General features: G+C 72.7%; 16 protein-coding genes. 7 read left to right on the forward strand and 9 right to left on the reverse strand.

Annotated features, from left to right (window positions below):
* Window positions 1–4 precede the first annotated feature (4 nt).
* Window positions 5–4,930: a translocation/assembly module TamB domain-containing protein gene (locus tag WMF46_RS27035; protein WP_437979837.1), complete on the forward strand. Its 4,926-nt coding sequence runs from the start codon at window positions 5–7 to the stop codon at window positions 4,928–4,930.
* 71 nt (window positions 4,931–5,001) lie between these two features.
* Here the strand turns inward: WMF46_RS27035 and WMF46_RS27040 are convergent, their stop codons facing one another.
* The 5 genes from WMF46_RS27040 to WMF46_RS27060 form a co-directional block, all read right to left on the reverse strand.
* Complete coding sequence (locus WMF46_RS27040) at window positions 5,002–5,616, reverse strand: hypothetical protein (protein ID WP_437979838.1); 615 nt, start codon at window positions 5,614–5,616, stop codon at window positions 5,002–5,004.
* A gap of 288 nt (window positions 5,617–5,904) precedes the next feature.
* A complete protein-coding gene (locus WMF46_RS27045) occupies window positions 5,905–7,887 on the reverse strand; it encodes a hypothetical protein (RefSeq protein WP_437979839.1) in 1,983 nt (660 codons plus the stop codon).
* Between the two features lie 464 nt (window positions 7,888–8,351).
* Window positions 8,352–9,461 carry a hypothetical protein gene (locus tag WMF46_RS27050; protein ID WP_437979840.1) on the reverse strand — a complete coding sequence of 370 codons (1,110 nt, stop codon included), beginning with the start codon at window positions 9,459–9,461 and terminating at the stop codon, window positions 8,352–8,354.
* Window positions 9,458–10,117, reverse strand: coding sequence for an RNA polymerase sigma factor (locus WMF46_RS27055; RefSeq protein ID WP_437541511.1), 660 nt, complete (start codon window positions 10,115–10,117; stop codon window positions 9,458–9,460). The genes WMF46_RS27050 and WMF46_RS27055 overlap by 4 nt, the downstream gene beginning before the upstream one ends.
* 59 nt (window positions 10,118–10,176) lie before the next feature.
* Entirely contained in the window at window positions 10,177–11,325 is a 1,149-nt protein-coding gene (locus WMF46_RS27060) for a hypothetical protein (RefSeq protein ID WP_437979841.1), read from the reverse strand.
* A gap of 330 nt (window positions 11,326–11,655) precedes the next feature.
* Here WMF46_RS27060 and WMF46_RS27065 point away from each other — a divergent pair, with 330 nt between their 5' ends.
* Genes WMF46_RS27065 through WMF46_RS27075 form a run of 3 tightly spaced genes read left to right on the forward strand, consistent with a single transcriptional unit; the run spans window position 11,656 to window position 13,273 of the window.
* Window positions 11,656–12,033, forward strand: a complete 378-nt coding sequence (locus WMF46_RS27065) for a hypothetical protein (protein WP_437739461.1) — start codon at window positions 11,656–11,658, stop codon at window positions 12,031–12,033.
* Window positions 12,033–12,740, forward strand: coding sequence for a DUF4166 domain-containing protein (locus WMF46_RS27070; RefSeq protein WP_437979842.1), 708 nt, complete (start codon window positions 12,033–12,035; stop codon window positions 12,738–12,740). The genes WMF46_RS27065 and WMF46_RS27070 overlap by 1 nt, the downstream gene beginning before the upstream one ends.
* Complete coding sequence (locus WMF46_RS27075) at window positions 12,737–13,273, forward strand: hypothetical protein (protein WP_437541518.1); 537 nt, start codon at window positions 12,737–12,739, stop codon at window positions 13,271–13,273. The genes WMF46_RS27070 and WMF46_RS27075 overlap by 4 nt, the downstream gene beginning before the upstream one ends.
* 37 nt (window positions 13,274–13,310) lie before the next feature.
* Here the strand turns inward: WMF46_RS27075 and WMF46_RS27080 are convergent, their stop codons facing one another.
* From WMF46_RS27080 to WMF46_RS27090, 3 genes are read right to left on the reverse strand one after another with little or no spacing between them, the layout of a single operon-like run.
* Complete coding sequence (locus WMF46_RS27080) at window positions 13,311–14,189, reverse strand: carbohydrate ABC transporter permease (protein ID WP_437541520.1); 879 nt, start codon at window positions 14,187–14,189, stop codon at window positions 13,311–13,313.
* A gap of 1 nt (window position 14,190) precedes the next feature.
* Window positions 14,191–15,123 (reverse strand): carbohydrate ABC transporter permease, encoded by a 933-nt coding sequence (locus tag WMF46_RS27085; RefSeq protein WP_437979843.1) that lies wholly within the window; start codon window positions 15,121–15,123, stop codon window positions 14,191–14,193.
* A 29-nt stretch (window positions 15,124–15,152) separates the two neighbouring features.
* Window positions 15,153–16,556 carry an ABC transporter substrate-binding protein gene (locus tag WMF46_RS27090; protein ID WP_437541524.1) on the reverse strand — a complete coding sequence of 468 codons (1,404 nt, stop codon included), beginning with the start codon at window positions 16,554–16,556 and terminating at the stop codon, window positions 15,153–15,155.
* 714 nt (window positions 16,557–17,270) lie between these two features.
* Here WMF46_RS27090 and WMF46_RS27095 point away from each other — a divergent pair.
* The 3 genes from WMF46_RS27095 to WMF46_RS27105 all read left to right on the forward strand — a co-directional run bounded on the left by WMF46_RS27095 (window position 17,271) and on the right by WMF46_RS27105 (window position 23,089).
* A complete protein-coding gene (locus tag WMF46_RS27095) occupies window positions 17,271–18,551 on the forward strand; it encodes an isochorismate synthase (RefSeq protein ID WP_437979844.1) in 1,281 nt (426 codons plus the stop codon).
* 97 nt (window positions 18,552–18,648) lie between these two features.
* Complete coding sequence (locus WMF46_RS27100) at window positions 18,649–20,844, forward strand: chorismate-binding protein (RefSeq protein WP_437979845.1); 2,196 nt, start codon at window positions 18,649–18,651, stop codon at window positions 20,842–20,844.
* A 31-nt stretch (window positions 20,845–20,875) separates the two neighbouring features.
* Window positions 20,876–23,089 carry an anthranilate synthase component I gene (locus WMF46_RS27105; RefSeq protein WP_437979846.1) on the forward strand — a complete coding sequence of 738 codons (2,214 nt, stop codon included), beginning with the start codon at window positions 20,876–20,878 and terminating at the stop codon, window positions 23,087–23,089.
* 245 nt (window positions 23,090–23,334) lie between these two features.
* Here the strand turns inward: WMF46_RS27105 and WMF46_RS27110 are convergent, their stop codons facing one another.
* On the reverse strand, window positions 23,335–24,162 hold the full coding sequence (locus WMF46_RS27110) for a GNAT family N-acetyltransferase (RefSeq protein WP_437979847.1): 828 nt from the start codon (window positions 24,160–24,162) through the stop codon (window positions 23,335–23,337).
* Window positions 24,163–24,266: the final 104 nt, after the last annotated feature.

Genomic DNA, 24,266 nt, shown 5'->3' on the forward strand with positions numbered 1-24,266 from the left:
CGATATGCCAGAGACTCCCGCCCTCCCTCCCGCGCCCGGCACCTGCGAGCCGCCCCGGCAAGGCCGCTTTCGCCGGGCGCTGGCCCGCGCGGCCGCGGTGTCGGCCAGCGTGGTCGGCCTGGGCGGCGTCTTCGTCGCTGCGGCGGCGGTCGGCGCCGTCATCCACCTGAACGCCGGGTCGACCCGCAACCTGATAAGGCAGCTCGTCAACGACACCCTGCGGTCCACCCTCGAGGGACGGATCGAGATCGAGCGCATCGACCGCCTCGGCCTCTTCACCGCCGACATCTCCAGGGTGACGGTGAGCCACCCGAACGGAACCGAGCTCCTGGGCGTCAGCGGCGTCCACGCGGACTTCAACGCGCTCTCGATCGCGACGGAGCTCCTCCTCGGCGACGGCGACCTCGCCGTCACGATCCCGCTCGTCCGGGTCGCGGACGCGGACGTGCTGCTCGAGCAGGACGAGCAAGGCGCGCTCACCCTGGCCGAGGCGTTCACGCCGACGCCGCCTTCGGAGCCGCCCGCCGAGCCTGCGCGGCCGCTTCGCCTCGAGCTGTCGCGGGTCGTGCTCGATCGCGCGGCGGTCCACGGCACCGTCGCGCCGGGGAGCCCCATCGACGCCACGATCGAGGACCTCGCCGGCGGCGTCGTCGTCGCGGACCGGAGCCGGTACGCGCTCGAGCGCGTGCGCATCACGGAGCGGCGCCTGCTGCCGGTCCCGGTCGAGGCGACCAGCATCTCCGGGAGCGTCAGCGTGCCTGCGGACGCGCCGATGGAGCTCACCGCGAAGCTCGAAGGGAGCGTCGGCGCGATCCCGCTCACGGCCGAGGGGACCCTGAAGGACGAGCGCCTCACGGCGCGGGTCTCGTCCGCGCGCGTGACGCCCGAGGCAGCCCTCGCGATCGATCCGAGCGCGCCGCTCGCCCGGCCGCTCTCGGTGCTGGTCACGGCCGACGGAGCGCTCTCGGACCTGGCCGTCACGGCGCGCGTCGCGGTCCTCGATCCGCTCGTCGCGGGCGACGCCGTGACCGGCGAGGTCACCGCCAGCGCCCGGCTCGACGCGCTCGATCCGAAGCGCATCACGGCCGAGGTGCGGATCTCGGAGCTCGACCCGCGCGCCTTCGTCGGGGAGGCGCCCGCCGCGCGGGTGAGCGCGGAGGCCCGAGGGGAGATCCACCTCGACGAGGAGGGCGGGCCGCGCATCGTCGCCGAGGCCAGGACGGAGCCGTTCGTCGTCGCGGGGCAGCGCGTGCCGGCGACGGAGGCCCGCGCGACGCTCGAGCGCGGCGCGCTGCGGGCCGCGGCGACGATCCACGAGCCCGGCGCGCCCATCGAGGCCAGCGTCGCCCGCTCGAAGGACGGGGTGCTCGAGTTCGAGGCGCAGAGCGAGATCCCGTCGCTCGGCGCGGTGCAGCGCGTCCCGCGCGGCATCCACGGCAGCGCCGCGCTCCACGTCGAGGGAGCGCTCAGGGATGACGCGCTCGACGCCAAGGCGACCGTGCGCGTCGCAGGGCTCCGCGTCGGGTCCGATCTGCAGCTCGGGCGCGGCGAGGTCCGGGCCAAGGCCAGGGGGCCGCTCGACAAGCTCACGATCGACGGCGTGTTCCGCGGAGCGGACCTCCGCGCCCAGCAGTACGCGTTCCGCAGCGTGACGGCGAGCGCCGCGGGGCCCGTCACGGCGCCGCACGTCCGCGTGTCGCTGGCCAGCGCGGAGCGCCGGATCACGGCCTCCGCCCACCTCGATCTGCCGCGGAGCGAGGCGCGGCAGCTCCGCGTCGAGGTGGCGCGCGGGGAGGACGAGGTGACCGCGCAGGCCGCCCGCGTCGCGTGGGACCGCGGGATCGCCCTCCGCGGGCTCGCGCTGCGCGGCGACGGCGTGGGGGAGCTCGAGGGGAGCCTCTCGCTCGCCGGGGACGAGATCGAAGGAGACCTCCGCGGCACCGCGATCGACCTCGCGCGCGTCGCCGACATCACCGGCGCGCCGCTCGGGATAGGAGGCCTCGCCAACCTCGACGTGTCGGTGCACGGCCGGGGGGCGCGCCGCGCGGGGCGCGTCCAGATCGAGCTCGAGGACGGCTCGGTCCCGGGCGTGGCGCCGCGACTCTCGATGAACGTGACGGCGCGCCTCGACGGGGAGGCGCTGAAGGCGGACGGCCTGGTCCGGCTGCTCGCGCCGCCCGAGCCGCCGCCAGCCCAGACGCGGGAGGCCCAGCGCCGGGGCGTGACACCCGACCCGACGTTGACAACGGCCTTCGACGCGGCGCCGCAGCAGAAGGCGCCCCCCCCGCCGGTGTGCCACGGCGCCATCGCGCGCGTGCTGGTCGACGCGAGCGCGGCGAGGCTGCGCGGGCCGCTCCTCTCGGCGCGCACCTGGCAGACCGTCACCGGCTCGGCCCGCATGGACGCCGACGCGTGGCAGCTCGGGTGCCTGGCGCAGGCGTCGCCGGTCCAGCTCGCGCTGAGCGAGCTCTCGGGCCGGCTCACCGCGCGCCTCGCGGTGGCGCGCGAGGCGGGAGAGCGGCTCCCGTCGGTGCGGAGCCTCCTTGTCCGGACGGAGGGCCTGCGCGCGGCCGGGCCGATCGACGCGCAGACGGGCGCGCCGGCGTGGGTGTCGAGGAAGCTCGACGCGCGGATCGCGGGAGATCTCGACGCGAAGACCGGCGACGCCCACGTCACGCTGTCGGTGTTCGATCGCCAGCTCGTGGCGGAGCTCTCGGCCGCGCTCGACGCCGATCTGCCGGCGCTCCTCGCCGATCCGGCCGCCGCGCTCCCGCGGACGTCGATCGCCGCGCACCTCCGCGTGCCGCGCCGCCGGCTCAACGATCTCACCGAGCTGGCCGCCTTCGGGAAGCGGACGCCGGTGCTCTCCGGCTCCGCGGGGCTCGACGTGTACTTCGCGGGGAAGCTCGCCGAGCCCCGGCTCGTGGCCCGCGCGACGGCGGCGAACGTGGGCGGCACCGCGGGCCCCTCGCTCTTCGGCAAGCTCCGGGTCGACACGCTGCTCGTCTATGACGGGCGCGACGCCGCGCTCGACGCGTACGCGTTCCGCGGCCCGCTCACGTACATGACGGCGAAGGCGAAGCTGGGCGCGGACGCCACCGCCCTCCTCGGCGAGGCCCCTTCCGCTCGGCGCTTCAGCAACGGCAGCCTCGAGGCGAAGATCGCGGATCTTCCGCTCGCGGAGGTCCCCGTCCTCGCCGACATGCAGATCGGCGGCGAGGCGCGCGGCGAGATCTCCGTGCGCGGGCTGTTCGAGGCCGCGCCCGAGGTCAGGGCGCACCTTCAGTTCCCGGGCCTCACGCTCGGCCCCGACGCGCGGTACGAGACCGCCGAGGCGTCGCTCGACATCGCGCCGCCGGGCGGCGCGGGGCGCACCGCGGCCGTGGCCAGCGTGCGGCTCGAGGGGCGCGACGGCGGCCGGATCGAGGCCAAGGCCCAGGTGCCCATGGTGTGGGACGCGAACGTGATCCCGACGCTCACCGACGATCGGAACGCCTCGGTGTCGCTCGCGGTCGATCGCTTCCGCCTGAGGGCGCTGGAGCCGTTCGTGCAGGGCTCGGTGAACCGGCTCGACGGCACGCTCGACGGCGAGGTGCGGCTCGGGCTCGGCGCGCAGGCCGGCTTCTCCGGCGAGATGCGCCTCGAGGGCGGCGTCGTCCAGGTGGCCACGATCGGCCAGCCGTTCGAGAACGCCTCGTTCCGCGTCGCCGCGAGCCCCTCCGGCGAGCTCCGCATCGACGACCTCCGCGCCGACGCAGGCAACGGCCAGGTCCGCGGGAACGCGACCCTCCAGATGGAAGGGCTCGCGTTCCGGAACGCCCGCGCCGAGCTCTCGATCCCGAGAGGCCGGGCCCTCCCGATCGCGCTGGAGGGCGTCCCGATGGGCGAGGTGCGCGGCAGGGTGGCGCTCGCGGCGGAGAAGCGGGCCGAGGAGATCGCCGTCCGCGTCGACGTGCCCTCGCTCGATCTGACGCTGCCGCCCACGATCGGGCGGAGCGTGCAGCCGCTCGGCGAGAACCCGACCATCACGACGTCGGCGCCGCTCAGCCAGGAGGAGTACGAGGCGCGGCGAGCGCCGGCCGAGCCGCCGGAGCAGGCGAAGGAGAGCGCGGGCGGCACGCCGATCGCCATGGAGGTCCACCTGGGCAGGATCAGCGTCGAGGGCGACATGGTGCGGGCCTCGCTGTCGGGGGATCGGGCGCACCCCCTCCGCATCAAGGTCGCTGGAGAGACCGAGATCCGGGGCAACGTGAACATCGTGTCGGGCAGGCTCGAGGTGCTCGGCAAGGAGTTCGAGATCGAGCCTGGCGTGGTCGCCCTGCAGGGGGATCCGTCGAATCCGTTCCTGAACGTGAGGGCATTCCACGACACGCCGGAGGGGACGCGCATCTTCATCGACTATGTGGGGCAGCTCAACCCGATCACCGAGGACAAGATCACCTTCCGTTCGGAGCCGCCGCGCCCGGAGAACGAGGTGATCGCCGAGCTCCTGCTCGGCAGGGAGTTCGCGGAAGGGACGCTGGCGGGCGGCACGTCCGAGCAGCCCGCGTCGGGCGGCGGCAGCGCCGCCGGCGGGGTCGCGGCCAGCGTGGGGACGGGGCTCGCGTCCGCGCAGCTCAACATGATCCTCCAGAGCATCGGTCCGCTCCGGAACTTCGAGACGAAGCTGGGCACGACCGAAGAAGGCGCGCTGAGGACGACCGTGGGCTACCAGCTCGGGCAGCAGGTGACCGCGAGCGCGAGCTACGAGGCGGGGCCGACGGGGCAAGGACAGGGGCCAGGGTCCGGGGGCGGCAACACCGGCGCGCAGGCGCGCACCGAGGTGAGCCTCGAGTGGCGCTTCCGCCGTGACTGGTCCGTGCGGGCGGCGATGGCCACCGGCGCGAACCCGGCGACGAGCCTCGACCTGCTCTGGAAGCACCGCTACTGAGCGCCGTCGCGCGGCGGGCGCGCCCGTTCGTCAGGGCGGCGCATCCCCTTCGGCACCGGCTGCGCGCCGGCTCAGCGCGCGACGCAGATGCCGCCGCAGTCCGCGCCGATCGGCGGGCTGCAGTCGTCGCCCGGATCGTCGATGCAGGTGAGCCCCTCGGGGCACGGGCGCGCCGTGATGCCGCCGCACGCCTGCGGCTTTGGCTCGGGCACCACGCAGATACCGCCGCAGTCCGCCCCGCCGTGCTTCGGGTCGCAGTCGTCGCTCGGATCGTCGATGCACACGAGCCCCTCGGGGCACTCGAACCCCGCGATCCCCCCGCAAAACGGCGGCTTGGGCGTCGGCTCCACGCAGATGCCGCCGCAGTCCGCCCCGCCGCGCTCCGGGTCGCAGTCGTCGCTCGGATCGTCCACGCACTCGAGCCCGTCGGGACACGGGAAACCCGCGAATCCCCCGCACATCGTCGTCGGCGGGTCCTCGACGCATACGCCGGGACAGTCCGCGCCGCCATGCTCGGGGTCGCAGTCGTCGCTCGGATCGTCGACGCAGGCGAGCCCGTCGGGACAAGGGGTCCCGAGGAACCCGCCGCACGTCTCTGATCCGGGCGGATCCGGCGGCTCTCCGGTGTCGCCGCCGCCGTCCTTATGGCAGCCCACGAGCCCGATCACGATCAGCAAGAGAGCCATCCCTTTGTGGCGCATCAGAACCTCCGCGTTGCGTTTGTCCGAACCCCACCATGAAGCAGCTTCGGTGCCACGGGAAGCGGACGCAATTCGGGCGGAGCGCGCGGTCCTCGGCGCGGGCACCGCGATCGCGGTGTCTTGCTGTGTCGCGGTTGTGCCAATGGCTTGACGGGAGGATCCGCGGGAGCGCGCGGAAGTCGTCTCCTCCGCGAGCCCAGGGGCGGCGTATGCGTTGTATGCATTCCGCGCGCCGTCCCTGGGTGGGCCGCGTCGATGGGGGGCGCCGGCGCGTCAGAGCGCGGTGGAGAGCCGGTCGAGCACGGCGTTCATGATCGGCCGATAGCCGTAGTCAGACGACGAGGTGTCGTCCAGCTGCCTCGGGCAGATCGAGCCGGCGACCCCGCGCTCCCCGAGGCTCCGGATCAGCTGCAGCTCGCGGAGGCCGGGATAGGCCTTGGCGTGGTCCTGCACGTTGGACCGCGCCCCGGGGTCCGCCGGGTCGTTCGTGCCTTCGGGCCTGCACAGCGGGTTGTCGCTGGGCACGCCGGCGATCGGCCTGCAATCGCACGACTGGCCATTACTCTCGCAAATGCGCTCTTCGGCGAGGGGGAAGATGCAGGCGTACTGGAGATCTCCAGTGCTACCCGGCGGAACCGTGTACTCGCGGCCGTTGATCGGGTTCCAGCCCGCGCTGCTCGGGTGGACAGTCGTGTCACCGGTGATCGGGTTCATGCCCGAGCGGGGCGCCATCGACTCGATCATGAGCGGATCCGCGGGCGGGATGTAGTTCGCCGGATCGCCGAGGATGGCTTCCCAGGTGCTGCTGAGGGTCGTGCCGGACGGCGGATCGGCGAGCTCGGCGGCGTTCTTGAGCCCGCCGACCGGCTGACCGAACTGGTTCAGGCCACCCAGGAGGTCGGGCTCGCCGAGCGCATTCTGGCGCGCGAGGTCCTGCCACGGCACGCCGACGATGCCGGTGAACACGATGTGCTGCGGCCCTCGGGTCCGGGTGTTGTCGTCGCTCGGGTCCAGATCCGAGAAGATCGGGTTCGGCACGATGTCTCCGCTCCTCGACACCACGGTGCGCTCCGTGAGCGCCCGGGTGTACCGCTCGATCGGGTAGAGGAAGTCGACCCCGAAGCGGCGCTTCTGGTCCCAGCACCGGCTGTTCACCGGGTCTTCCGCCGCGGTGAGCCTGGCGACGGTGCCATCGGGGGCGGTGCAGGCCGGATCGACGGGGCAACCGTCCTGCTGCTGTGCGCAGGACGTGCAGCACGGACTGTTCGGGTCGGTGGCGCACTCGCTCCGCGGCCGCCACAACCTGAAGTTCTGTCCCGTCTCGGCGACGAGGTAGTTCTTGCCTTCCTCCCTGATCGAGCAGTCGTTCTCGTCGGAGAGCATCACGACGAGCAGGAGCGAGTCCGGCCGGAGGAAGGCCTTCCGCTGCGCCAGGAGCGTCGTGTCGAGCCCGGTCACTGTAATGTTCTCGTTCGCCGACACGCCGATCGTCTCATACGGCTCGGGATCGACGAGGAAGCGATAGAAGCTCTCCAGCGGCGCCTCGAAGCCGCACCCAGCTTGCCCGACCCCTTGCACGATGTCGCTGAGCTTTTCCGCGAGCGCCACCGGATCGGAGTCTCCCGCGGGGACGTGGCTTCCGGTCGGGTCCCACACGAGGAAGCCCTTGTCCTGGTACGTCGGCAGGTCGTTCTCGGTCGACGACTCATTGGAGCGCGCGAGGAGGTGGGCCATGTCGACGTTCGAAGCGGACGTGGCCGGCTGGCAGGCGCCCGACCCGTGGCCGCCGAGGCTGCTGCTGATGACGCCGATGTGCATGTCCTGCACCGGAGTGCGCGCGCGCAAAGTGCCAGCGGGGCACGCGCTCAACCCGCTCGGGGGCTGGACGGGGGGAGCAGCACCGGTCGGATCCACGCAGAACGGGTTGGTCATGCCGTCGACGAAGTCGGCGAGCACGAGGCGCATCAGCTCCTGCTTGTCCGCCATCGAGCCGGAGTTGTCGACAACGAAGAGGAGATCGACCTTGTCCGGCGTGAACTGCGGCGGAACCCAGCCCCCCGCGCCCGTGCTGGAGTCGCCGCCGCCAACCCCGGTACCATCGCTGCCGCCGCTGCCCCCGGGGCCATCGCTGCCGCCGATTCCCGAGCTGGAGCTCCCGCCGGCGCCGCCGAGGGAGACCTCGACTTGACATGCCACGAGCGAGACGGCGCTCAGGACGAGAAAGGGTGACAGTGTTCTCGATAGCTTCGAAGACATAATTCCTCCTTGCGCGGTGCCGTGACGCGCCGTCCAACACCGGCAGTGACCGAACGTGAAGGGACGCCCGCTCCGCTTCCCATTTCAAAAAAACCACCTGGCCCCAAACGACGCGGACAGCCCCCGTTCCCGCCCCTCCCCCTGGATCGCCCCCCGCAGATCGCAGAGCGGGGCTCTCCCGCACAGGAGACGGGCCCAGATCGGGGTTTTCGGCGCGGAAGCGCGCTCAAGCGCGCTGAGCACCGAAAGCGTAAAGATGGGTCCGTCTCCGAAGCGGGAGCGCTCCGCTCAAATGCCGTCCACCAGAAGTCCGGAGAGAGAGTTCAACGCAAAGGCGCCAAGACGCAAAGGCGCAAGGAGAACAAGTTCTCGTGCATTTTTGCGTCTTTGCGTCTTGGCGCCTTTGCGTTGAACTCTCTCTCGGCTCGCGAGGCAGATCCCTGGCAGGACTTCTGCCCCGCGGTCTAGTGAGTGGTGAAGGAGCGGAGTCGGGGTACGTGCGGGCTCGACGGATAGGCGAGGAGGAACGCCGACGCGCGCTGCGCGGCCGCCGCGCGATCGCCGCTCTGCCAGAGCGCCTCGATGGTCAGCGCCTCGCGCTCCTGCGCCAGCGCGCCGCCGGGGAAGCGGAGCCGCGCCTGCTCGGCGATCCTCAGCGCGCCGGAGGCGTCACCGCGCCGGAGCGCCGCGCGCGCGTCGCCGAGGAGCGTCAGCTCCTCACGCAGCCGGCTCTCCCGCAACCCCGGGCTGGACGCGCCCTCCGCGCCGAGCTCCGCGCCTGTAGCCTCGGGCGCGGGCGCCGCTTCGAGGACGTCCGCCCCGGTCGCGGGCGGCGCGCTCGCGGCGCGCTCCGATAGCGGCGCGCCCGGGCTCGCGGGCGTCGCGGCCGCGCGGGGGCCGGTTCGCGCGGGTGACCTGTCCGGCAGCGGCGCATTGGCCGGGGAAAGCGGCCTGGATCGCAGCGGCGCCTCGACCGGCGGCGGCTCGGCAGGTGCCGGCTCGGCAGGCGGCGGCTCGGCAGGTGCCGGCTCGGCCCGCGCGGCAGGGTCACGGCCCTCCGGCGGCGAAACCGGCGCGGATACCGGCGCCGCGACGGCCTCCGCGGCCTCGACGATCCGAGCCGGCGGCGCCTCGCCCGACGGAGCCACGACGACATAGCCGGCGACGATCAGGCCCCCGCAGGCCGCGCCGAACAGCATCGCCTTCAGGATACCCGCAGCGCCCGCCGCCGCGGTCACGCCGCCGGTGACCGCCGTGCCGGCAGCGCCGGCGCCCGCCGCAGCGGACGCCGCCTTGCCCGCGGACACGGCCGCGGCGATCTCGCCAGCGCCCGCGCTCGCCGCGCCGCCCGCGCTCGCCGCGCCGCCCGCGTTCACCGGGAGCGCCCCTCCCGCGGCGCCTTGAGCCCCTCCGAGCGCGGCGGCTCCGGCCAGGCCGATCTGCGCGGCCATCGCGGCCCACACCCGCTCCTGCGCCCCGTCGGGCGGGTCCGCCGGCGGAGCTGCGCGCAGGAGCTCGCGCTCCGTCCCGAGCGCGTTCGCCTCGGCGTCGAGCCAGCGCACCGGATCGCTCATCGCTCCCCTCCTGCGCGCTTCCAGACGGGTTGCCGCTCCACCTCCGGCAACGGAAGGACGACCGAGGGATGCCCCTCGGGCACCGGCGCGGCCTCGACGGCCGCCTTCAACACGGGCTGCGACCGCATGACCCGGGGCCCGCCCACGTGGAACTCGTCGCGCGCCTTCAGGCGCGCGACGGCGCGGCGAAACGCATCGCGGGCGAGGCGGAGGCGCGAGTAGACGGTCCCCAGCGGGACGTCGAGCAGATCGGCGACCTCCTCGCCGCCCATGCCGTCGAGCTCGAAGAGCGTGAACACGGCGCGCTGCTCGAGGGGCAGCTCGTCGAGGATCGCCTCGAGCAGCGTGATCGCCTGCCGCCGCTCCGCCTCCGCGCCGACGTCGGCCCGGTCATCGGCGCAGTCGAGCAGCGGCTCGTCGTCGTGAGCGCGCCGCCTCATATGCGCGAGCTTGCGCCGGTCACGGGCGGCGTGAAAGCAGATGCTGTAGAGCCAGGTCGTAATTTTCGACCTGCCCTCGAATTCGGACAACCGCCGATGGACGACCAGGAACACGTCCTGGACCGCGTCCGCGACGTCGCTCTCGGGCACGCCGAGGCGTCGCAGCGACCGCCACACGAACCGGAAGTGCTGCGCATAGACCTCTCCGAAGGTCATCCTGTCCTGCCGCTTCTCGCCATGCCCATCGCCTCCGTGGCGGGTCCCGTGGCTCGCCATCAAAAAATCGACACGCGGGCGCTCAGGCCGACGAGCAGCCCCACCGGGGAGGGGTCGAGCGCCACGTCCTGCGTCAGGGGCGCGCCGGCCTCGCCGCCCGCGGGGCGCTCGACCGTGAAGCGCGCCCGCGCGACCGGCGCGAGGAGCGTCGCGCGCGCGGACCAGCCCAGCGCGCTGGAGCCGAGGAGGGTCCCTTCCGCGACGGCCGAGCCGCCGAGGGCGAACCAGGGCGCGGAGGCCTCCCGGTCCGGGGCGAACCCCTTGCCGGAGCCGTACACGGCGCCCAGCACCGCCGCCGCGCAGGCCGAGAGCCGGAGGCCGTCGAGATCGCCGGCGATCGTCGCGCAGCCGCGCGCCGTGGCGGCGCCGAGCCCGAGGGAGACGACGCCCGGCGCGAGCTCGGTGTCCTGGGGGGGCAGCCATACCCCGCCGACGCCTGCGGACCACCCGCGGCGCCGCAGGGAGACATCGGCGATCACGGCCGCCCGGAAGGGATCGAGCATGCCCACGGTCTGCGCGGCGCCGAGCTCCATCGAGACGTCCCCGCGCGCCGCCCGAGGCGGAGCACGCGGCGGCGCCGGCACGACAGGAGCCAGCGCGGGCGCGACAGGGGCCGGCGCGGGCGCTGCCGGCGCGGGCGCAGGCGCGACAGGGGCCGGCGCAGGCGGATCGCTGTCGAGCAGGATGGCAAGGGTCAGCGCCACCGCCTCGACGAGCTCGCCGCAGGACGCCCCCACCTCGGACGAGAGCTGCCGGGTGCGACCACCTGCCTGAAGGACGGCGGTGTAGGTGGCGCCGTCGTGGAGAAAGCGGACCTCGAGCTCGGTCGCCCCGCCCGAGCTCGCCAGGGCGCCTTCCCCGTTCGCTGACGTGTCGCCAGGAGGGGCGCTCCCCGCGCTCGTTGACGTGTCGCCAGGAGGGGCGCCGCCCGGGTTCGCCGGCGGGTCGCCGGCAGGGGCGCCGGCGCCGCTGGGCGGGCCGGCGGTGCTCACGGGGTCGAGAGCCCGCCTCTCCATCACGCGTTCGACCGCGACCGCGAGCGACGGCGCGTCCGGGCAGTCGGCCGCAGCGGGCGCCCGCTGGACCGCGAGCCGCGGGAGCGGAGCGGCCGCGACGACGCTCGGCCAACCGAGGGAAAAGGCGCACACGGCCAGGACGCACAGCGCGCCCCGACGCGAGGGATGAGGGCAGGTCACAGGATGCCTCCCATTACCGCAAGGAACGGCGCAAGCGGAATTAGGACGCGCAGAGCTCTGTGGCCTTGGGCGAAATCGCTGCGAGGGCGAGACCGCCAGACGGCCAGGCCCCCGGCGCCTGCGGGAGACGCCGGTCGCGACGGCGCGCGTTCCATGGCGGAGGCGTCACCGCCTGCCACGCCGGAGCGCACGACGCCGCCGCCCGTGGCGCGAGCGATCGACCGATCGAACGACGGCGACGCCGGTCGCGAGCACGGCACAGGATCGGATAGAGTGCGCCGCATGAACTCCTACGAGCTGGTGACGTGCGCGAGCTGTTATGGCGAAGGCGAGATCAACACGGACTCCGGCCCCTATCTGTGCAAGGACTGTCACGGAAACGGCCGCATCCTCCCGACCGGAGAGCAGATCGAGGAGCGCATCCGCGAGATCGAGGTCGAGCTGGAGCGCCACCCCCAGGAGGCGAAGCCGGAGACCCGATGGCTCGTCTTCGAGCTGCGGCGCACCCGCAAGCTGCTCTGGCAGATCCGGTCGTACTGCGAGGAGGCGCGGAGCGACACAGACGACGCGATCATCGTCAAGATCCGCGATCTCGCGGACGCGGCCGTCGCCCCGAGGAGCCCTGCGGTGCCGCGGGAGATGCTCCCAGAGGACGCCTGATGCGCGGCTCCGCCGGGGAGCCGGACAGCCGACCCCGGGGAGCGCCCGCGTCCTGCTCGAGCGCGGCGCGGGGTGTTCCAGCGCCTGCTCTCTACCCTGCCCTCCTCGGCGCCGCGTGGGCCGCGCTCGCGCCGCCGGTGCAGCGCCTCCACGCGGGCGGCGTGCGCGCTCGCGGCCGCTTCCGCGTGCGGCGCGGCCGGGGGCTCGCGGCGCGCCTTGTCGCCGGCCTGCTGCGCATGCCGGAGGCGGCCGAGGATGTGGCCGTGACGCTCGCCGTCGAGCCGGCGGGCGACGGCGAGCGGTGGCTCCGCACCTTCGGGGTTCGCCCGCTCTTCTCCTCGCAGTGGCGCGCGGGTGATCTCCTGGTGGAGGGGCTCGGCCTCGTCCAGTGCTGGTTCCGGCTCCGCGCCGAGGGCGGAGCGCTCGTGTTCGAGCAGGTGCGGTCGACGCTCGGGCTCCGCCGCCTCTGCCTGCCGCTGCCCCGGTGGCTCGCCCCGCGGATCGAGGGGCGGGCCGGGCCGCTCCAGGACGAGGTCCACGTCGACGTGCGGATCTTCGCGCCGGTCGCCGGGCTGCTCGTCGCGTACGAGGGGCGCGTGGCGAACGAGGCGGGCGACGAGGCGCCCCCTGCTCGCGCCGGCGGGTCCACGCCGGAATCGACCGCGCCGTCAGCGCCGGAGCCCCGCGCGCCGGAGCCCCACGCATGATCACGGCGCTCGTGCTCCTCGCCGTGCAGGGCGCGCTCGGCGCCTTCGACACGCTCTATTACCACGAGTGGCGGGCGCGCCTGCCCGGCGGCGTGCCGGGCACGGCGCCCGAGCTTGTCCTCCACGGCGCGCGCGATCTCCTGTACGCGGTGCTCTTCGCCTCCTTGCCGTTCGTGCGCTGGGAGGGGCTCGCCGCGTGGGCGCTCGCGGCGCTGCTCCTCGCGGAGATCGCGATCACGCTCCGCGATTTCGTCGTCGAGGACACGGTCCGGAGGCCGCTCGGCGGCGTCTACCCGGGAGAGCGGGTGATGCACGCCGTGATGGGCATCATTTACGGCGGCGCGCTCGCCCACCTCGTCCCCGAGATCTGGCGCTGGGCGCACGCCCCCACCGGCTTTTCCCGCTGGGACGCGCCGCTCTCGCTCCGCGTGATCCTGCCGCTCATGGCCGCAGGCGTGCTGCTCTCGGGGCTGCGCGACCTCGGCGCCGCCTACGGGCCTCGCTGGCTGCGCTTCCCGTGGGGGCGCGCGTGAGCCGCCGCCCGCGCCGCGCGCGCCGCCTGACGCGCCGTCAGCCCTTCACCGCGCCCGCCGTGAGCCCCGCGAGGATCCGCCGCTGGAAGACCAGCGTCAGCACCACGAGCGGCACGGTCACGACGATGGAGGCCGCCATGGTCTGCCCCCAGGGGATCTCGTAGAGCCCGCTGCTCGTCGTCGAGAACGCCTGGATCGCGTAGGTCACGGTGCGCTTGTCCGGCGTCTGGGTGAAGGAGAGCGCGAAAAGGAACTCGTTCCAGGCCGCGATGAAGGCGAGGATGCCCGTCGTCGCCATCCCGGGGACCGAGAGCGGCAGCATGACCCGGGTGAACACCTGCCAGTGCGTCGCGCCGTCGACGTAGGCCGCCTCCTCGATCTCACGCGGGATCGCCTTCATGAAGCCAGTGAGCACCCACACCGTGAAGGGGAGCGTGAAGATGAGGTATGTCAGGATCAGCGCGGGGAGCTGGTTGTACAGCTTGAAGAAGTTGATCATCTGGAACAGGGCGCCGAGGACGGCGATCTGCGGAAAGATGGTCATCCCCAGGACCACGTAGAGCACGAGGCTGCGCCCTCGGAAGCGGAACCTCCCCAGCGCGTAGGCGGCAAGCGAGCCCACGGCGAGCGAGACCGCGGTGACCGAGACGGCGACGATCACGCTGTTCAGGAGCGCCGTCTGGAACTCGCCGTTCGCCAGCACGAGGCGGTAGTTATCGAGCGTCGCGCGGCCGGGCCAGTAGCGGACCGGGGTCGTGAAGAGCTCGTCGTCGGGCTTGATGGAGGAGACGAACGCCCAGACGAACGGGAAGACGGTGAACACGAGCACCGCGGCGACGAGCAGGTAGAGCAGGGCCCGCAAGGCGCCCTGTCCCAGCGAACGCCGCCGCCCTGCGCCTCGCGAAGCGCCGCTCATCTCACACCTCCTCGGCGCGGAACACCGCGAGATAGATCATGATGAACACCGCGATGATGAGGAAGAGCGCGACGGAGATCGCCGAGCCGTAGCCGATGTCCGAGACGCTGACGAGGGTCTGCTGCGCGTACGTCGCCATGGTCTGCATGTCCGGCCGGTTGCCGAACATGACGAAGAAGACGTCGAACACCCGGAGCGCGTCGAGCGTGCGGAAGATGAGGGCGACCAGCATCGCGGGCCTGAGGAGCGGCAGCGTGATCCGGGTGAACTGCTGGAGCGCCGTCGCGCCGTCGACCCGCGCGGCCTCGTACAGATCGTGCGGGATGAGCTGTAGCCCGGCGAGCAGGAGGAGCGCCATGAACGGCGTCGTCTTCCAGACGTCGATGAGCGCCACGGCCCAGAACGACACCGCAGGATCGGCGACGAAGGCGATGTTGCGGTCCAGGACGCCGAGCTGGTTGACGAGCAGGTCGTTGAAGACGCCGTAGACGTCGTTGTACATCCACTTCCACATCTGGGCCGAGATGACGGTCGGTATGGCCCAGGGGATGAGCATGGCCGCGCGCACGGCCGAGCGCCCCTTGAAGCGGGAGTTGACGACGAGCGCGACGCCGAGCCCGAGGGCGAGCTCGCCGAGCACGGTGACGACCGTGAAGAGCACCGTGAGCAGGACCGCGTCGTGGAAGTAGCTGTCCTGCACGAGATCGACGTAGTTCTGCGCCCCGATGATCCTGGCCGGCTCCCCGGTGCCGAGGCGCGCGTTCGTGAAGCTCAGGTAGAACGTCTCGGCGAGGGGATAGAGGGCGATGAACGCGACGACCGCGAGCGTCGGCAGGAGGAACAGCCAGGCGCGCCGCTGTCGCCGCGCGTCGAGCGACGGGTGGTCTGGAGGGGCCGCCGCGCTCGTGGCCGCTGGGTTCGCCGGCATGCTCATGGGATATCCGTTCTCGCGAGCGTGCGGCGTCAGCGAAGCGCGCGCGTGAGCCGCTGCTCCACCTGCCCGAGCACCGCCTTCGGCTCCTTGCCCTGCAGGACCTGGCTCACCCCCTGGAAGAAGGCGATCGACGCCTCGTTGTACCGGGCGCCGGTGCTGTTCGAGGGGCGCGGCACGAGCGCGATGTCCTTCGCGCTCGCCAGGAAGGGCAGCGACTTCACCACCTCCGCGTCCTGCTGCACCGATCGGATCGTCGGGAGGAAGGAGCCCGCGGTCGCGCGGAACCGCTGCGCCTCGGGGCTCGTCATGTAGCGGACGAGCTCGATCGCCGCGTCCTTGTTCGGCGAGAACTTCGACACCGCGAGCTGCCATCCGCCGATGGTGCCCGCGCTCTTCTGTCCGGGCTCGTGCGGCAGCGGGCCCGCCGCGAACTTGCCCTTGATCGGCGACCGCTCGGCGTTGCCCGCCGCGTAGGCATAAGGCCAGTTGCGCATGAAGGCGGCGTTGCCTCCCTGGAACGCGTTGCGCGCGTCCTCTTCCTCGTAGCTCGTCACGCCGGCGGAGGAGATCGAGCCCACCCAGCCCCTGGCGCGCGCGAGCGCCTTCTGGGCTTCCGGGTTGTTCACGGTGATCTTGCCCTCCTCGATGATCGCGCCGCCGCCGTGGGAGGCGATCCACTCCAGCGCGTTGCAGGTCAGCCCCTCGTAGGCCTTGCCCTGCCAGACGAAGCCGAGGAAGTTCGGGCTCGCCGCCCGCTCGCCGTCCTGGATCTTCTTCGCCATCTGCTCCAGCTCGTCCCACGTCTCCGGCGGCTTCTGATACCCGTACTTCTCCAGAAGATCGGTGCGGTAGTAGAGCAGCCCGAAGTCGGTGAACCACGGCATCGCCACGAGCTTGCCGTCGACCGTGTTGTTCTGGACGATGCTCTCGATGTGCTGCTTCGCCGCCTCGCCGAGCTTCTCGCTCAGATCGACGAGGTTCTGCGCGAAGGCGCCGGGCCAGATGACGTCCAGCATCATGACGTCGACGTCCCCGGACTGCGCCTGGAAGAGGCGCTGGTAGACGGAGTAGGTCTCGGTCGCGTCCTTGGGACGGGGGATGATCGTCACCTCGATGCCGGTGTCCTTCTGGAACTGCTGGATCATCACCCTGTCGAGCTCGGCGCCCACGCCCACCGGCTCGCTGTAATACTTGAGCTTGCTGCCGGCGTATCGCTTCGCCTCGGCGGCGTTCGGCACTGCGGGGGGCTGCGCCTTGATCGCCTTCTCGCCCGGCGCCTCCGACACCGCGGCCGCCGTCGTGGCCGCGGCGCCAGGGGGGTTCTCGCGGGCAGGCGGGCTCTTGTCCCCGCGGCAGGCGCACAGCCCGACGACGAAGAAGATCAGCGCTGCGGTTCGCCATGCGCGGAGATCATGCTGCCGAGTGGGGTCCATCGCAGGATCCTTTCTGAGCTCTGTTCTGGAGAATTTTCGCATTCCCGGTGGCCGGCAGAGCTATCGAGACGCGCCGCTCACGCCCGCGCCGCGAAGGGCGAGTGCCCTCGGCAGCATCGACCAGATGCGCGCTCGGGGGCAAGGGATCGCGCCGCCTCTCCAGCGGTAAAAAGCCCAGGAAAGAGCCGTCGATCACAGACGGGACGGAGCGCGCGCTGCTCGGCACTGCTCTGCTCGCTGATCGCTGGCAGCGCAGCACAGCAGACGGCGCGCGGCGCGAAGCGCGCTGTGCCGTGCGGAGACGCGACGCGCGCTGGCGGCGAGGTGAGGTGAGACGAGACAGCAGCGCTGGCCGCGAGACGCGACACGACGCGCGCTGGCGGCGAGATGAGGTGAGACGAAACGCGATGCGCCTGCGTCGCGCGGAGACAACACGCGCAATACGTGCGCGGGCGTGCGCGTGCACGCCCGCGCGCCGACGCCACCACCTCGCCTCGAAGCGCAATTTCAGCGGCAATTCAGCGGTAGGCGCGCGCCGCACGCGCCCTGAACGTGGGCTGCTTTGCGCTTGCGGAGCCTTTCCGGAGGCGGTAGAGCCGATGCTGCGTGGCCGGCGCTCGCGATCCGGCACGGTGCCGCGGGCTCGTGGCCTGCTGGCTCCAGGCTGGTCCTGCCGAGCAGGACGAGCCCGAACCGGCCTGCGCACGGCGGTGCATGACTCCCCTGACGTTCTCCTCCTCGGCCGACGCCCCCCGCCAGGCGGCGCGGCTCGTCGCCCGCACCTTCCGGCTCGACGCCGACACGCTCGCGAAGCTGCCCGGCGGCGTCTCGTCGCTCATGGGAGACGGCGCGCGCGTCTGGCTCCATCCCGGCACCCAGCTGGTCGCGCACGGGGTCGCCGCCCGCCTGGAGCTGCCGCACGGCATCGAGGGCGGCGTGGCGTGGATCAAGGAGGCGCTCGCGTCGATCGAGACCGCCGACGCCGTGGGCCGCCCGGGCTGCGGCCCGGTGGCGCTCGGCGCCCTGCCGTTCGACCGGACGGAGCCGGCCGCGCTCGTCGTGCCGGCCCAGATCGTCGGCGCGGCCCCCGACGGGACCGCGTGGGTCACCACCATCGGCGAGGGCGCCGCCCCGGCGCCGCACCTGGAGCGGGCCGAGGGCCACCGGCGCTCGCCCGACAGCTTCACGCTCCGCTCGGCGCTCCCGCACGAGGAGTGGTGCGGGCGCGTCGCGCGCGCGGTGGCCGACATTCAGCAAGGGGTCCTCTCCAAGGTCGTGCTGGCGCGCGCGGTCGACGTCGAGGCGAACCGCCCCATCGTCGTCGAGGAGGTCCTGCGCCGCCTGACCGCGCTCTACCCCTCGTGCGCGATCTTCCATGTCGACGGCTTCCTCGGCGCGAGCCCCGAGCTCCTGCTCTCGCGCCGCGGGCGCGCCGTCTCCTCGCACCCCCTCGCCGGCACCTACGCGGTCTCCGCCGACGTCGACGCCGACCGCCGGTTCGCGGAGGTCCTGCGGCGCTCGGCCAAGGACCAGCGCGAGCACCGCTTCGTGGTCGACGCCGTGGCCGCCGCGCTCGCGCCGGAGTGCGCGTCGCTCGAGGTCCCCAGCGAGCCGTCGATCCTGAGCCTCCGCAACGTGATGCACCTCGGCACCCCGATCCACGGCCAGCTCGCGGAGGCGGCGCCGGACGCCCTCACGCTCGCCGCGCGGCTGCACCCGACGCCCGCCGTGTGCGGCACGCCGCGCGAGGCGGCGGAGGCCTGGCTGGGCGCGCACGAGGGCATCCGGCGCGGGCTCTACGCGGGGCTCGTGGGCTGGGTCGACGCCCGCGGCGACGGCGACTGGTTCATCGGCATCCGCAGCGCCACGGTCGACGGCGCGCGCGCGCGGATGGTCGCGGGCGTCGGGGTCGTCGCGGGCTCGAGCGCCGAGGCGGAGCTGGTCGAGACGCAGCTCAAGCTCCAGGCCATGCTCGCGGCCATCATCCGCCCTTGATGCGGCGCCCGCCGCCGGGGCACCTCACCCGAGCCGGGATCCGCGCCGGCTCGCCTGCATCGACGGCCTCGACGCGGGCCCCGAGGCGAGCTTCGCCGTGAAGACACTCCTCATCGACAACTACGACTCGTACACCCACATCCTCGGGCAGTACCTCTGGGAGGTGAGCGGCGAGGAGCCGATCATCGTCAAGAACGACAGCCTCTCGCTCGCCGAGATCGAGGGCCTGGAGCTCGACAGCATCGTCCTCTCACCCGGCCCCGGCCGCCCGGAGCGACGGGCCGATTTCGGCGTCTGCGCCGAGGTGATCGAGGCCCTCGCCGGGACGCCGATCCTCGGCGTCTGCCTCGGCCACCAGGGGCTCGCCGCGCGCTTCGGCGGGCGCGTCCAGCACGCCCCGCGGGTCATGCACGGCAAGATCGTGGAGATCGAGCACGACGGCGCCGGGCTCTTCGAGGGCGTGCCCAGCCCGTTCCAGGTGGTGCGCTACCACTCGCTCATCGTCGGCGACGGCGAGCTGCCGGCGGAGATCCAGGTGACCGCGCGCACGCGCGGCGACGGGCTCATCATGGCCCTCAAGATCAAGGACCGGCCGTTCTACGGCGTGCAGTTTCACCCCGAGTCGATCGGCACCGAGCACGGCAAGAGGATCATCCGCAACTTCAGGAATATCGCCATGAACACGCCGCGCGACCGGAGGGGCGCGGCGCCCCACCGGATCGCGCGCGCGCCGGGCCTCTCCGCAGGCGCGCTGGGCGATTGCGCGCCGGGCGCGCGGCGACGCGGGCGCGTGCGTCACCTCCGGCTCCCGTGGGTCGATCCCGAGCGGGCCTTCGCCGGGCTCTTCGCCGCGGCCCCTTACGCCTTCTGGCTCGACTCGAGCGCGACCGGCCGTGACGGGCGCTTCTCGTTCATGGGGAGCGCGACCGAGGCGATCGAGAGCCGCGGCGCCGCCGTGACGCGCTGGAGCGCCGGCGGCCCTGGAGACGCCCTCACCTCGACCACGTCCGAGGGGAGCCCGTTCGTCGCGCTCCGGCGGGAGCTCGCCTCGATATCGCTCGATCCGAGCGGTCTACCCTTCCACTTCACCGGTGGCCTCGTGGGCTACCTCGGCTACGAGCTCAAGGAGCACCTCGGCTTCGGCGCGTCCGCCCACCCGCGCCGCGCGCTCCCGGACAGCGCGATGATGATCGCGCGGCGGCTCCTGGCCTTCGACCACGTCGAGCGCACGGTATACGCGTGCGCGATCGACGCAATCGACGCGATCGACGCGATCGACGCCGACGAGCCCGCGCCGCCCCCGTCCGGACCGTGGCTGGACGAGATCGCGGCGCGCCTCCAGGGCCTCCCAGCGCTCTCGGAGCCGCTCCTGCCGCCCGTCCCGGAGGGCTTCGCCGACCGGATCGCGCACGCGCCGCGCCTCTCGCGCCGGGAGCACCTCGACGCCATCGAGGCCATCCTCCGCGAGATCCGCGAGGGCGAGACGTACGAGGTGTGCCTCACGAACGAGTTCCACGTACGGACCTCGCTCGATCCGTTCGCCCTCTACCGCGTCCTGCGCCGGACGAACCCCGCGCAGTTCTCGGCGTTCCTCAGGCTGCCGGAGGGCGCGGTGCTCTCGTCCTCGCCGGAGCGGTTCCTGGCGGTCGACCGGGAGCGGCGGGTGCGCAGCGAGCCCATCAAGGGGACGCGACCGAAGGGCGCCACCGAGGAAGAGACCCTGGCCCTGCGCCGCGATCTCGCGGCCAGCGACAAGGACCGCTCCGAGCTCCTCATGATCACCGACCTCGTCCGCAACGACCTCAGCCGCGTCTGCGCCATGGGCTCGATCGACGTCGAGGCGCTCCAGCGGATCACGGAGCACGCGACCCTGCTCCAGCTCTCGTCGGTGGTCACGGGCGCGCTGCGCGAGGGGAAGGGCGCGCTCGACGCGCTCGAGGCGTGCTTCCCCGGCGGGTCCATCACCGGCGCGCCGAAGCACCGGACGATCTCGATCATCGACGCGCTGGAGCGGCGCACGCGGGGCGTGTACACGGGCTCGATCGGGTACCTCGCGTACGAGGGCCCCATGGACATGAACATCGCCATACGGACCCTCGTCGCCGACGGCCGGGGGCTCAGCTTCGGCAGCGGCGGCGCGGTGGTCGCGGAGTCGAGCGCGGAGGCCGAATACGAGGAGGTCCTCGTCAAGAGCTTCCCCCTGCTCCGCGCCATCTACCTCGCGGAGCGCGCCGTGGACGCCGGTCGAGCGCCCGCGCGGGACGCACGCGCCACGAGCGCGCAGCGCGGATGACGCGCCCGACGGAACCAATCACGCGGCGAAGATGCCGGTACGGCGCGCATGCCGCACCGCGTATACTCATCGCACAGAAGGAGACGCGGTCGTGAAACGAGAGAGCAACATTACGCGGAGGGGCGTCGCGGTGCGGCGGACGGTCGAGGACCTCGCCGTCGACGGCGCCATCCAGCCCATCGTCGAGGCGCTCGACAGCCACCTCGGCGTGGTCCTGGCGTCCAGCTACGAGGTCCCGGGCCGGTACACGCGCTGGGACATCGGCTTCGTCGATCCGCCGCTCGTGCTCGTCTCCCGGGGCCGCGACTTCCGGTTCACCGCGCTGAACGAGCGCGGGCGCGTGCTGCTGCCGGCCATCGACGAGGCCCTCCGTGATCTCGACGCGGTCGCGGGCCTCGAGCGGCGCGGCGACGAGGTGGTCGGCGCGGTCCGGCCGCCGGGCGAGCGGGTGCCGGAGGAGCTGCGCAGCCGGCAGCCGTCCATCTTCTCGGTGCTGCGCCGGCTCATCGAGCTCTTCGGGGTCCCCGGCGACCCGCTCTTCGGGCTCTACGGCGCGTTCGCGTACGATCTCGCCTTCCAGTTCGAGCCCATCCGGCTCCGCCTGGAGCGCCCGGCGGATCAGCGGGATCTCGTCCTCTACCTCCCCGACGAGATCATCGCCGTCGACCACCGCCGCGAGCGCGCGACGCGCACGCGCTACGAGCTGAAGTACGGCGATCGCTCGACCGAAGGGCTGCCGCGCGAGGGCGCGACGCACGCCTACGTCGGCGCCGACCGCGCGCCTCAGAACGAGTACGCGCCGGGCGAGTACGCCGAGCTCGTCCGGCTGGCGCGCGACTCCTTCAAGCGGGGCGATCTCTTCGAGGTCGTGCCGGGGCAGACGCTCTTCGAGCCGTGCCCGGTCGCGCCCACCGAGCTGTTTTACCGCCTGCGCGAGCGCAACCCGGCGCCCTACGGCTTCCTGATGAACCTCGGCAACGCCGAGTACCTGATCGGCGCCTCGCCGGAGATGTACGTCCGCGTCGAGGGCAATCGCGTCGAGACCTGCCCTATCTCGGGCACGATCCCGCGCGGCAGCGACCCGCTCGCCGACGCCGCGCAGATCGCGCGCCTGCTCGCGTCCGCGAAGGACGAGTCGGAGCTCACGATGTGCACCGACGTCGACCGCAACGACAAGTCCCGCATCTGCGTGCCGGGGAGCGTCCGGGTGATCGGGCGCCGGCAGATCGAGATGTACTCGCGGCTGATCCACACCGTCGATCACATCGAGGGCCGCCTGCGCGACGGCTTCGACGCGCTCGACGCGTTCCTGGCGCACACGTGGGCGGTCACGGTCACGGGGGCGCCGAAGGCCTGGGCCATGCAGTTCATCGAGGATCACGAGCGCTCGCCGCGCGCGTGGTACGGGGCGGCGGTCGGCATCGTCGGCTTCGACGGCAGCATGAACACGGGGCTCACGCTGCGCACGATCCGCGTCAAGGACGGCGTGGCCCAGGTCCGGGTCGGCGCGACGCTGCTCTTCGACTCCGATCCCGACGAGGAGGAGCGCGAGACCCAGGTGAAGGCGTCGGCGCTCCTCGACGCGATCCGGAGGCCGCGCGGCGACGCCACGCCGCCTCCGGCGGCCATCCAGCCGGTGCCTGGCGGCACGCGCAAGGTCCTCCTCGTGGATCACCAGGACTCCTTCGTGCACACGCTGGCCAACTACCTCCGGCAGACGGGCGCCGAGGTGATGACGCTCCGCGCCGGCTTCCCTCACGAGGAGCTCGACGCCTACGCTCCCGACCTCGTGGTGCTCTCGCCCGGCCCTGGCACGCCGAGCGATTTCGATCTCTCGGGCACGCTCGCGGCGCTGATCCAGCGCCGGCTGCCCGTCTTCGGCGTCTGCCTCGGCCTGCAGGGGATGGTCGAGCACTTCGGCGGCAAGCTCGGCGTCCTCGATTACCCGATGCACGGCAAGGCCTCGCAGGTCCGTGTGCTCGGCGGGCGCCTCTTCGAGGGGCTGCCCCGCGAGTTCCGCGCGGGGCGCTACCACTCGCTCTACGCGTTGCGCGACGCGCTCCCTGCGTCGCTGAAGGTCACGGCCGAGACCGAGGATGGGGTCGTGATGGCAATCGAGCACACGGAGCTGCCGATCGCTGCCGTCCAGTTCCATCCGGAGTCGATCCTGTCGCAGGACGACAACGTGGGGCTCCGGCTCGTGAGGAACGCGGTGACCGAGCTGCAACGGGGCGCCGCGCGGTGACGGTCGAGCGGTAAAGCGGGGCGCTGGCGGCGAAATGAAAAAGCGCCGCCGGGGCCTCGGGGGGGAAAAGGCCACGCCAGCGACGCTGAACCAGAATATCAGCATGAGGCGTGCCATGACGCACTTCCGTCAGGGCCGGGCAATTCCCATGGATGTCCTGGGCGCTTATTTCGGTTCTGCACGAACAGCGCTGCACACCTGAAATGTGCGCCGCCCTCGACGAGGCCCGGGGCGCCGGGAGCGGCTCAGGCAGGCGCCTCTGGGCTCTCGCTCCGCCGCGTGAAGATCCCCTTGCTGTACGCCATGAAGAAGCCGAGCCGCATCGCGTTGCGCTCCGTGGGGATACCGGGGCTCGCGCTGATGCACGCCAGCAGGCGACCCTGCTCGCGCACCCGCTCCAGGCGGCGGGCGATGAGCGCTTGCTGGACGCCGCGCTCGCGGAACCGGGGGAGCACCGAGGCGCCGAAGAGCGCGGCGCCCTCGCCGGAGATCTCCACGCTGCCGCCGCCGGCGGGCTCGCCGTTCACGAGCGCCAGGTACGAGTCGCATCCGGGGTGCGCGACCACGCGGCGCGTGATCTCGAAGAGCACCGGCGAGATCGGCGCGTCCGCGGGCCGGAAGCCGCTCGTCGCGATCTCGATGAACACCCGGACCTGCGCCTCGTCGCCCGGATCGATGCGCACGATCTCCAGCTCCCCGGGGCCACCATACGACGCCAGCGCGCGGAGGTCCTCGTCCGGCGCGAGCTCGCGCGCCAGCACGTTCTCGAACTCGCGCAGCACGAACCCTCGTTCGGCGAGGCCGCGCACAAGCGATCCGTGCGCGAAGGGGCAGACCTGTATCTGCGGCTCCGCGCCGCGCGCCGCGTAGAACGCCACGAGGCGATCGAGCTCCTCGCCGGAGACAGGCCCATCGAGCCCGAGCCCGACAGCGAAGTTTCCCCAGGAGCCCTCTCCATCAAAGGCCATCCACCCGCCCGCGATGGGCTCCGCGCAGGCGACCACGGCGGCGATGCCGACCGCCAGCCGGCGCTCCTCGATCCGGGCGATCTCGGCGTACGACAGCTTCGGCATGGATTTGCACCTCATTTGCGAGCAAGGCTCGCGTGACACGGTGTCCTCCATCCTAGTCCGATGAGGCCCGGCCTGCGCCGTTTCGTGCAAGCCAGCGCGCTTCC

Source organism: Sorangium sp. So ce117 (genome assembly GCF_051524395.1).
In the GTDB taxonomy this organism is placed as follows: Bacteria; Myxococcota_A; Polyangia; order Polyangiales; family Polyangiaceae; genus Sorangium; species Sorangium cellulosum_B.

Excerpts from the sequence above, each read along its gene's own strand:
- WMF46_RS27035 (WP_437979837.1), top strand. The coding sequence starts at position 5 with ATGCCAGAGACTCCCGCCCTCCCTCCCGCGCCCGGCACCTGCGAGCCG.
- WMF46_RS27045 (WP_437979839.1), bottom strand. The coding sequence starts at position 7,887 with ATGTCTTCGAAGCTATCGAGAACACTGTCACCCTTTCTCGTCCTGAGC.
- WMF46_RS27095 (WP_437979844.1), top strand. The coding sequence starts at position 17,271 with ATGACTCCCCTGACGTTCTCCTCCTCGGCCGACGCCCCCCGCCAGGCG.
- WMF46_RS27050 (WP_437979840.1), bottom strand. The coding sequence starts at position 9,461 with ATGAGCGATCCGGTGCGCTGGCTCGACGCCGAGGCGAACGCGCTCGGG.
- WMF46_RS27075 (WP_437541518.1), top strand. The coding sequence starts at position 12,737 with ATGATCACGGCGCTCGTGCTCCTCGCCGTGCAGGGCGCGCTCGGCGCC.
- WMF46_RS27040 (WP_437979838.1), bottom strand. The coding sequence starts at position 5,616 with ATGGCTCTCTTGCTGATCGTGATCGGGCTCGTGGGCTGCCATAAGGAC.
- WMF46_RS27090 (WP_437541524.1), bottom strand. The coding sequence starts at position 16,556 with ATGGACCCCACTCGGCAGCATGATCTCCGCGCATGGCGAACCGCAGCG.
- WMF46_RS27110 (WP_437979847.1), bottom strand. The coding sequence starts at position 24,162 with ATGCCGAAGCTGTCGTACGCCGAGATCGCCCGGATCGAGGAGCGCCGG.
- WMF46_RS27080 (WP_437541520.1), bottom strand. The coding sequence starts at position 14,189 with ATGAGCGGCGCTTCGCGAGGCGCAGGGCGGCGGCGTTCGCTGGGACAG.
- WMF46_RS27055 (WP_437541511.1), bottom strand. The coding sequence starts at position 10,117 with ATGACCTTCGGAGAGGTCTATGCGCAGCACTTCCGGTTCGTGTGGCGG.
- WMF46_RS27070 (WP_437979842.1), top strand. The coding sequence starts at position 12,033 with ATGCGCGGCTCCGCCGGGGAGCCGGACAGCCGACCCCGGGGAGCGCCC.
- WMF46_RS27105 (WP_437979846.1), top strand. The coding sequence starts at position 20,876 with ATGCCGGTACGGCGCGCATGCCGCACCGCGTATACTCATCGCACAGAA.
- WMF46_RS27065 (WP_437739461.1), top strand. The coding sequence starts at position 11,656 with ATGAACTCCTACGAGCTGGTGACGTGCGCGAGCTGTTATGGCGAAGGC.
- WMF46_RS27085 (WP_437979843.1), bottom strand. The coding sequence starts at position 15,123 with ATGAGCATGCCGGCGAACCCAGCGGCCACGAGCGCGGCGGCCCCTCCA.